Annotated in this window: 7 protein-coding genes; all 7 read left to right on the top strand. The window is 56.3% G+C overall.

The features are described from left to right. The first annotated feature begins 204 nt into the window (after positions 1-204). Positions 205-1,404: a tyrosine-type recombinase/integrase gene (locus ACIQ36_RS16655; RefSeq protein ID WP_395831371.1), complete on the top strand. Its 1,200-nt coding sequence runs from the start codon at positions 205-207 to the stop codon at positions 1,402-1,404. Further along, complete coding sequence (locus ACIQ36_RS16650) at positions 1,405-1,989, top strand: hypothetical protein (protein WP_395831368.1); 585 nt, start codon at positions 1,405-1,407, stop codon at positions 1,987-1,989. Positions 1,990-2,170: 181 nt separating this feature from the next. Further along, positions 2,171-2,413, top strand: coding sequence for a helix-turn-helix transcriptional regulator (locus ACIQ36_RS16645; protein WP_395831366.1), 243 nt, complete (start codon positions 2,171-2,173; stop codon positions 2,411-2,413). A gap of 77 nt (positions 2,414-2,490) precedes the next feature. Continuing rightward, positions 2,491-2,889, top strand: a complete 399-nt coding sequence (locus ACIQ36_RS16640) for a hypothetical protein (RefSeq protein WP_395831364.1) — start codon at positions 2,491-2,493, stop codon at positions 2,887-2,889. A 380-nt stretch (positions 2,890-3,269) separates the two neighbouring features. Next, positions 3,270-4,898, top strand: coding sequence for a site-specific DNA-methyltransferase (locus tag ACIQ36_RS16635; RefSeq protein WP_395831362.1), 1,629 nt, complete (start codon positions 3,270-3,272; stop codon positions 4,896-4,898). A gap of 2 nt (positions 4,899-4,900) precedes the next feature. After that, complete coding sequence (locus tag ACIQ36_RS16630; RefSeq protein WP_395831360.1) at positions 4,901-5,947, top strand: virulence RhuM family protein; 1,047 nt, start codon at positions 4,901-4,903, stop codon at positions 5,945-5,947. Further along, a partial coding sequence (locus ACIQ36_RS16625) for a DEAD/DEAH box helicase (protein WP_395831358.1) occupies positions 5,947-7,628 on the top strand: 1,682 nt, incomplete at its 3' end. The genes ACIQ36_RS16630 and ACIQ36_RS16625, both read left to right, overlap by 1 nt.

Genomic DNA, 7,628 nt, shown 5'->3' with positions numbered 1-7,628 from the left:
ACAAATTCAATCGCTTACGAGAAAATTTGGCGGATGGGGAGTCCGTTGAACTAAGGGTTTTCGGGACTTTCTCGGACACCCTCGGAAAATTATATCCTATTGATATTGCTATCATATTTTCCGATACTGTCCAAGAGGCTCCAGCCCCATCCAGAAAAAAATGTGGGGTAAAGTGTGGGGTGGCTATTGGTTCGGGAATAAGAAATGGCCCATCACGTCACGTCCAAATTGAAGGATAGCGGTCTGCGATCCGCCGCGCCGGGCACCTATTACGATGGGGGCGGGCTGATGCTGAAGATCACCGTGCGCCCGGAAGGGGGCAGGGCACAGGGGCGGTGGCTGCTGCGAACAACCATTGACAAGCGCCGGAGCGATCTAGGTTTAGGCTCTTACCCAGAAATCACGCTATCGGCGGCGCGCGACAAAGCCCACGCCCTGCGACAACGGATCGAAATGGGCGAAAATCCCCTGGCTGAACGCAAGGCTGAACGGGCGCTTCCCAGCTTCGAGAAAGCCGCGCGCCTGCTGTTTGACGAGCGTAAGGGCACTTGGAAGAACGAGAAGCACGCCGCCCAATGGATTGCCACGCTGGAAACCCACGTCTTCCCGCTGCTGGGGGCGAAGAAGGTTTCGGAGGTCGGGCCGGGGGAGGTTCGAGAAACCCTTGCGCCGATTTGGACGAAGACACCGGAAACGGCGCGGCGGGTGCGGCAACGCATTTCGATGACGCTTGATTTCGCCCTGTCGAAAGGCTGGCGGACGGACCCGAACCCGGTGGCGGCGGTGGCGAAGGGCCTGCCGCGCCAGACCGAGGAAAAAACCCATTTCGCCGCTTTGCCCTATGCCGAGCTTCCTGCCTTCCTGCATAAAATCCGCGCCTGTGCGGCTGGGGCGGCGGTAAAGCTGGCTCTGGAATTTCTCATTCTCACGGCGGCGCGGTCGGGCGAAGTGCGCGGGGCGTTGTGGAGCGAGATTTCAGACTTGGACGGCGCGACGCCGGTTTGGACCCTGCCGCCCGAACGGATGAAGGCCGGGCGGCTGCACCGCGTTCCCCTCTCGCCGCAGGCGGTGGCGGTCTTGCGGCAAGCGCAGGCGTTGAAGCGCCCGGACTGCGATTTGATCTTCCCCAGCACGCGGGCGGCGCTATCCGATACCGTCTTCACGATGACGTTCCGGCGCATGGAGAATGACCAGCATATTACTACGCACGGTTTCCGCTCCAGCTTCCGCGATTGGGCGGCTGAGACCACAGCAACGCCCCCGGACGTTGTGGAAGCGGCGCTCGCTCATGCAATCCGCGACAAGACCGTTGCCGCCTATCTGCGGACGGATCACTTTGACAAGCGCACGGCGTTGATGCGGGAATGGGCGCAATTTGTGCTTGCGGGCAATGGGGCGCGATAGATGGCGATGACAGCAAACGATCTTTGGCGGCTGCACGATGAGTTGACAGTTGAGGAGGCGGCTCGGCTTGTCGTGGAAGAGTTCGTCGATTCGTCAGGGGAAAAGTACAGCGAATGTATCAGAATCATTGAGAATGCGCTTTCGAGGGCGGTTGCCCGGAAAGAGATAGAGTTTAGGGCGGAGAGTTACCCAGAAACGGGTTTTTATGGTGTAGTTGAAAATGAGTATGACACAATTTATCTTTCTGTTTCTTCGTTGAAGAGTTGGTTTGCAAAGCGGGGAGCAAGGCCAAGTTTCTTTTTCCCCGATGCGATTGATGCCCCCGACTATCTGAATCCCGATCATCCGAGGTATGCGGCTAAACTTGCGGCTGCGGTGACTGCTTGGGTGAACGTGGTCGAGGTTCCAGGAACCTCGCCCAAGCAAACTCTTATGCGATGGCTCCGCGAAAATGCCGCCCATTTTGGACTAACGGATTCTGAAGGGATGCCCGTCCGAAAGAGTATTGAGAGTATCGCTATCGTCGCCAATTGGAACACTAAGGGCGGTGCGCCGCCGACCCCAGGGGGAACCTCAGAGGATTGAAGTTTATGATATTGCGTCATTTTTCCTTAACCCACATATAAACCATTACCTAGGTTCTTTCTGTACCCCTCCCCAAGTTCGAGACCCACCGAGCCGAGGTTTTCTAAACCTCCCCCGCTATTCTTGCCCTCCGTCCCAGGCTTACCTTTGGCGTATCGCAACGTCCGAAGAGGGTTGAAGCATGGCTTCGGAAATTTGGCGCTTGTCGGCGGTTATCGCGTTTACGGGGCAGTCCCGCTCTTCAATTTATGCCGCAATCCCGGCGGGGCTTTTCCCGCCTCCCATTAAGATCACGGCCCGCGCCGTAGGGTGGTGCGCGGAAGAGGTTCGGGCGCTGAATGCCGCGCGGATTGCCGGTAAATCCAGCGACGACATTAAGGCGCTTGTCGCCTCCCTGGTGGCGGTGCGTGCGCTTGCGGCATGACACCGCAACATCGAAAACCCGATGCTCGGGGGCGTTCATCTAACCAGCGCACAGCGGCGGCGCGGAAACATGAAAAGATGGAAGGGCCGTTCGTTCAGGTTCCGCGCGGGGTTGTTCAGCATATCCTCGCGCGGCGACTGTCCGTTAATGCCTATCGCATTTTCATGTTTCTTCTGGAAGAGCACATGAGCCACGCGGGCACCGAGAATGGGCGGCTTGCTGCCCCCTATAACCAGTTAGAAGGCTTGGGCATTCGGCGTAATTCGATCCGCCCCGCGCTGTTAGAGTTGATCGAAGCCGGGCTGATCCGCCGCACCGATGAAGGCTATATGCGGCAGATTGCCCGGTATGAACTAACCTTCCTGCACACGCGCGATAGGGAAACTGGAGTGTCGGTTGCGGCTTCCGATCTTTGGAAACGCCGTCCCGCGCCGCCCTCAGAGAAGGCGGAAACGCAGGCGGTTTCGGGGGTTTGAAATTCACGTTCGCTGGTATCGCTGGCGTTACTGATCTGGTAGCGTTTGCGTTACTAAGTGCCGTGCAAAATATCGCGAATTATAGGCCGGACATAGATTTTCTGCGGTTCTTGAATCCCGCCAACTGGTAACGCTGCCGCTACTACTATCTATATCTTGGAGGGGATTGCTTTGTTTTCCTCCCGCACGCCACCGCCGTTTCGGCTTTTCCGTGACAGACCGTCAAAACACGTTAAAATCGGATGCCTGTGGGGTTTCTAAGGGGGGGTTTTGGGGCGTGCGCTCACATTTTCCCTTTCCTTCCCGAACGCGCCTATGCTTACCCTCCCGCTGCCGGACGTATGCGCGCCGGAGACGAGTGATAGGGTAAGGATTTAAGAATGCCGACGCTGGATTGGATTGGGAAGCGCGCCGTTATCAACCATCACCGCGACGTGCCGTACCGCCTTATCCACTGCGATAAAAGCAAAAGTGCAGGCGACCCGGACGCCGGGAACCTCCTAGTGCAGGGCGACAATCTGGAAGCCCTCAAAGCCCTGCTGCCCTATTACGCGGGCAAGGTGAAATGCATCTATATCGATCCGCCTTATAATACAGGGAACGAGGGGTGGATTTATAATGACAATGTCAACTCCCCGGAAATTCGGGCGTGGTTGGGGAAAGTAGTCGGGAAAGAGGCGGAAGATTTATCTCGTCATGATAAGTGGCTGTGCATGATGTATCCACGTCTCAGATTGTTAAAAGAGTTTTTGAGCGACGATGGTTCTTTATGGGTTTCTATAGATGATAATGAGGTTTTTAGCTTAAAAACAATCTGTGATGAGATTTTTGGTAGAAGAAATTTTAAAACAACGTTCATTTGGAAAAAAGTTGATAGCCCAAATGATAATAAGGTTCCAATTACTCCGGATCATGAGTTTATTTTATGCTATGAGAAGGAAAAGGGGGAAGCGGATTTTAGTCAGCACGATGCTGAATCAATTTTAGATGGGTATACGAATCGTGACGAAGATGGGCGATTGTACCGTGATAGGCTTCTAAAAAAGAATGGAAAAAACAGCCTTAGAACGGACCGTCAGAGTATGTTCTTTCCCCTCTCGGCACCCGACGGTTCAACGGTTTATCCGGTCCATGATGATGGTCGAGAAGCGTGCTGGGCGCTTGGTGAAAAGGGAGTCCGTGGCGCTGAGAAAAAAGGTCTTCTGATTTGGAAGCAGCGGACTAAAGGCGACCAATTAGTCTGGGTGCCCTATACGAGGGAGTTTGCTCCAGATACTCCAAAACGCCCCCATTTTACGATCTTATCGGACGTTAAGACTTCTCGTCAGGCGAAAGCCCATCAAACCGAATTGCTCCCTACGGTACAACCCTTTGATACCGTGAAGCCGGAAGAGTTGTTGCAGCGCATCTTGTCCATAGCGACCAGTCCCGGTGACATAGTGATGGATTCCTTTGCAGGTTCCGGCACGACTGGGGCTGTTGCTCACAAGATGGGGCGGACGCATATTTCTGTAGAAATGGGTGAACACGCTGTTACCCACTGCGTCCCGCGCTTGAAGCAGGTTATCGACGGAGAGCAGGGCGGCGTTTCGGAAAGCGTTGTATGGGAAGGAGGCGGTGGCTTCCGCTACTGCACCCTCGGCGAACCGCTCTTCGATGCCTACGGCAATGTCAGCCCCTCCGTTACCTACCCCGATTTAGCCGCCCATGTCTTTTTCTGCGAAACGGGCTCCCCAATTCCGCGCCGGGCCGATGGGTCAACGCCCTTGATTGGCACCTTCCAGGGGCGGGCGATTTATTTGCTTCATGCGGCGGACAGTGTGGGGGTGCCGAATGCGGCGGCGGGGAATGTGTTGACGGCGGCGGTTCTGGAGACCCTACCGCTGCCGGAGGAGGGGTTTACCGGCGCGCGGATCGTCTATGCCGAAGGGTGCAGCCTGCCCGATGACCGGCTGAATGCCCTCGGTGTCACCTTCAAGCAGGTGCCCTACCAGATTGAGGGGCTATAACGATGAGCGGTACGGCCCCACGCGAAGGGGAAATTCTCTTTTATGCTGGTCCTGACGGCGTAACCCGGCTGGAAGTGCTGTTTGAGGAGGAGAGTTTTTGGCTCACGCAAAGACGCATGGCCGAACTGTTCGATGTCACCGTTCCCACCATCAACCATCACCTGAAAGAAATTTTTGGGTCGGGCGAGTTGGTCGCGGATCGAACCATTAGAAAATTTCGAACAGTTCAAACCGAAGGCACCCGCGAGGTTTCCCGCGAGGTGGAATATTACAACCTGGACGCGATTATCGCCGTGGGCTATCGGGTAAACTCCCGGCAAGCGACGCAGTTTCGCATCTGGGCCACCGCCGTACTGCGCGAGTATATCGTCAAAGGCTTTGCCATGAACGATGAACGCCTGAAACAAGGCGCATCCTTCGGTAAAGATTATTTTGATGAACTGCTTGAGCGTATCCGGGAAATCCGCGCCAGTGAGCGGCGGTTCTATCTTAAAATTACCGATATATATCAGCAGTGTAGCATCGATTACGACAAGGACTCGGATGTTACCAAAACCTTCTTCAAGACCGTGCAAAACAAGCTGCATTGGGCCGTTTCCGGCAAAACGGCGGCGCAAATTGTGGCCGATGGTGCCGATTCGTCAAAGCCAAGCATGGGGCTGAAAACCTGGAAGAATGCGCCGGATGGGAAAATCCTGAAGGCCGATGTCAGCGTTGCCAAAAACTACCTGGATGCGGAAACCATCAAGGCGTTAGAGCGGATCGTATCGATGTATCTCGACTATGCCGAAAATCAGGCGGCGCGGCGCATCCCTATGAACATGAAGGATTGGGTGGAAAAACTGGATGCTTTCCTCACCTTCAATGAATATGACGTTCTAACCAATGCGGGCACTGTTTCCCACGAGGTTGCCAAGGCGCTTGCGGAAGCGGAATACGCTAAATTTCGGGTCATCCAAGACCGCGCCTATGAAAATGACTTTGAGCGCGCGACTCGAAAGCAGTTGAGTAGGGCCAAGACGGCGCAAAAGCCTAAGGATGATCGTTAATGAGCTTGCCCGTGTTCGCCCTAAAGCCCTATCAGCGGGCCTGTTTGGACGCATTGCGCGTTTTTCTTGCCAAAACCGTTGAATTGGATGACGCCGATACGGCCTTCTATGCCGTCACGCGGCGGCCCTTCGTGCGTCCGCCCGCGCTGCCCGGTCTTCCCTATGTTTGCCTGCGTGTGCCAACCGGGGGCGGTAAAACCATCTTGGCAGCCCATTCGGTCGCGGTGGCGGCGGATAGTTTTCTGCGAACCGATACGCCGCTGATTCTGTGGTTGGTGCCGTCGCAGACCATTCGGGACCAGACGCTTAAATCGCTGCAAGACCGCGCCCATTCAAACCGCCGCGCCCTGGCAGAGCGTTTTGGGGAGAATGTGCGGATCATGAGCGCCGCCGAAGCCCTGTACGCCAAGCGGGCCGATTACGATGGCGGCGCGGTGGTGATCGTGGCGACCATTCAGGCGTTCCGGGTGGAAGAAACCGAGGGCCGGAAGGTCTATGACCCGAACGGCGAATTGATGGATCATTTCTCCGGTCTTGCCGAAGCCGTGCGGAGTAAGCTGGAACTTGGCCCCTCGGGGGAGCCGGTGCCGTCCTTGGCGAATGTGCTGCGGATACGCCGCCCGATGGTAATTGTCGATGAGGCGCATAATGCCCGCACCAGCCTGTCGTTCGATACGCTGGCGCGGCTCAATCCATCGCTGATTGTCGAGTTTACCGCGACGCCGGTAACGCCAGAGGAGCATAACCCCGAAAAGGGGGTTTATGCTTCGAACATCCTGCATCATGTCTCTGCCGCTGAATTGAAGGCGGCGGACATGATTAAGCTGCCGATCATTCTGCGCGGTCGCCCGGACCCGCGCGAGACGATTGGCGATGCAATCGCGTGGCTGGATGACTTAGTGACACTGGCGGGTGCAGAAGAGGCTGAAACCGGGGAATTTGTGCGCCCTGTCATGCTGATTCAGGCGGAAGCAAAATCGAAGGACAAGCCGACGCTTCACGCCGAAGAGGTTAAGAAGCTGCTGGTGGAAGATTTCCGGGTTCCGGTGGATCATATTGCCCTGGCAACGGGTGACGCCCGCGAGATCGATGGGGTAAATCTCTTCGAGAGAGACTGCCGCCTGCGGTTCATCATTACCCAGCAAGCCTTGCGGGAGGGTTGGGATTGCTCCTTCGCCTATGTTCTCTGCTCGGTCGCAGAACAGAAATCGCCCCGCGCCGTAGAACAGATTTTGGGCCGGGTTCTCCGGATGCCCTACGCGCGCCGGAAGAAGCGGGAAGAGCTAAACCGCGCCTATGCCTTCGCCACCACGAACAGCTTTCAAACGGCGGCAACAACTCTGCGCGACGGTCTGGTTGCCAATGGCTTTGAACGGGTGGAAGCGCAAAGTCTTGTGCGGGCGACCGAGGAACCCTTGCCGGGTTTAGCTGAAGGTTACGCTGTGGAGGAGCCGATTCCGCCCGAGGCGAATACCCCTGAGCATAAGGAAAGGATCGAGCTTGCGACAAGCGGGCGGGTGAGAGTCAACCTTGAAACCGGCACGCTGAGTGCGCGCGGTGCGTTAAGCGATTACGACAGAACCGCTCTGCTTCTTATCCTGCCTGACGCTGCCGCCCCAATGGTTCAAGCCCTGGTTCATAAATCGCGCGGCGCACGCCTGAAGCCACCGCCTGCGGCAGA

Source organism: Elstera sp. (assembly GCF_044372965.1).
In the GTDB taxonomy this organism is placed as follows: Bacteria; Pseudomonadota; Alphaproteobacteria; order Elsterales; family Elsteraceae; genus Elstera.
The sequence above is the reverse complement of the archived record's forward strand: the minus strand, read 5'-3'. Positions and strand labels throughout refer to the sequence as shown.

Coding starts and splice junctions, on each gene's coding strand:
- ACIQ36_RS16645 (WP_395831366.1), top strand. CDS start 2,171: ATGGCTTCGGAAATTTGGCGCTTGTCGGCGGTTATCGCGTTTACGGGG.
- ACIQ36_RS16635 (WP_395831362.1), top strand. CDS start 3,270: ATGCCGACGCTGGATTGGATTGGGAAGCGCGCCGTTATCAACCATCAC.
- ACIQ36_RS16640 (WP_395831364.1), top strand. CDS start 2,491: ATGGAAGGGCCGTTCGTTCAGGTTCCGCGCGGGGTTGTTCAGCATATC.
- ACIQ36_RS16650 (WP_395831368.1), top strand. CDS start 1,405: ATGGCGATGACAGCAAACGATCTTTGGCGGCTGCACGATGAGTTGACA.
- ACIQ36_RS16630 (WP_395831360.1), top strand. CDS start 4,901: ATGAGCGGTACGGCCCCACGCGAAGGGGAAATTCTCTTTTATGCTGGT.
- ACIQ36_RS16655 (WP_395831371.1), top strand. CDS start 205: ATGGCCCATCACGTCACGTCCAAATTGAAGGATAGCGGTCTGCGATCC.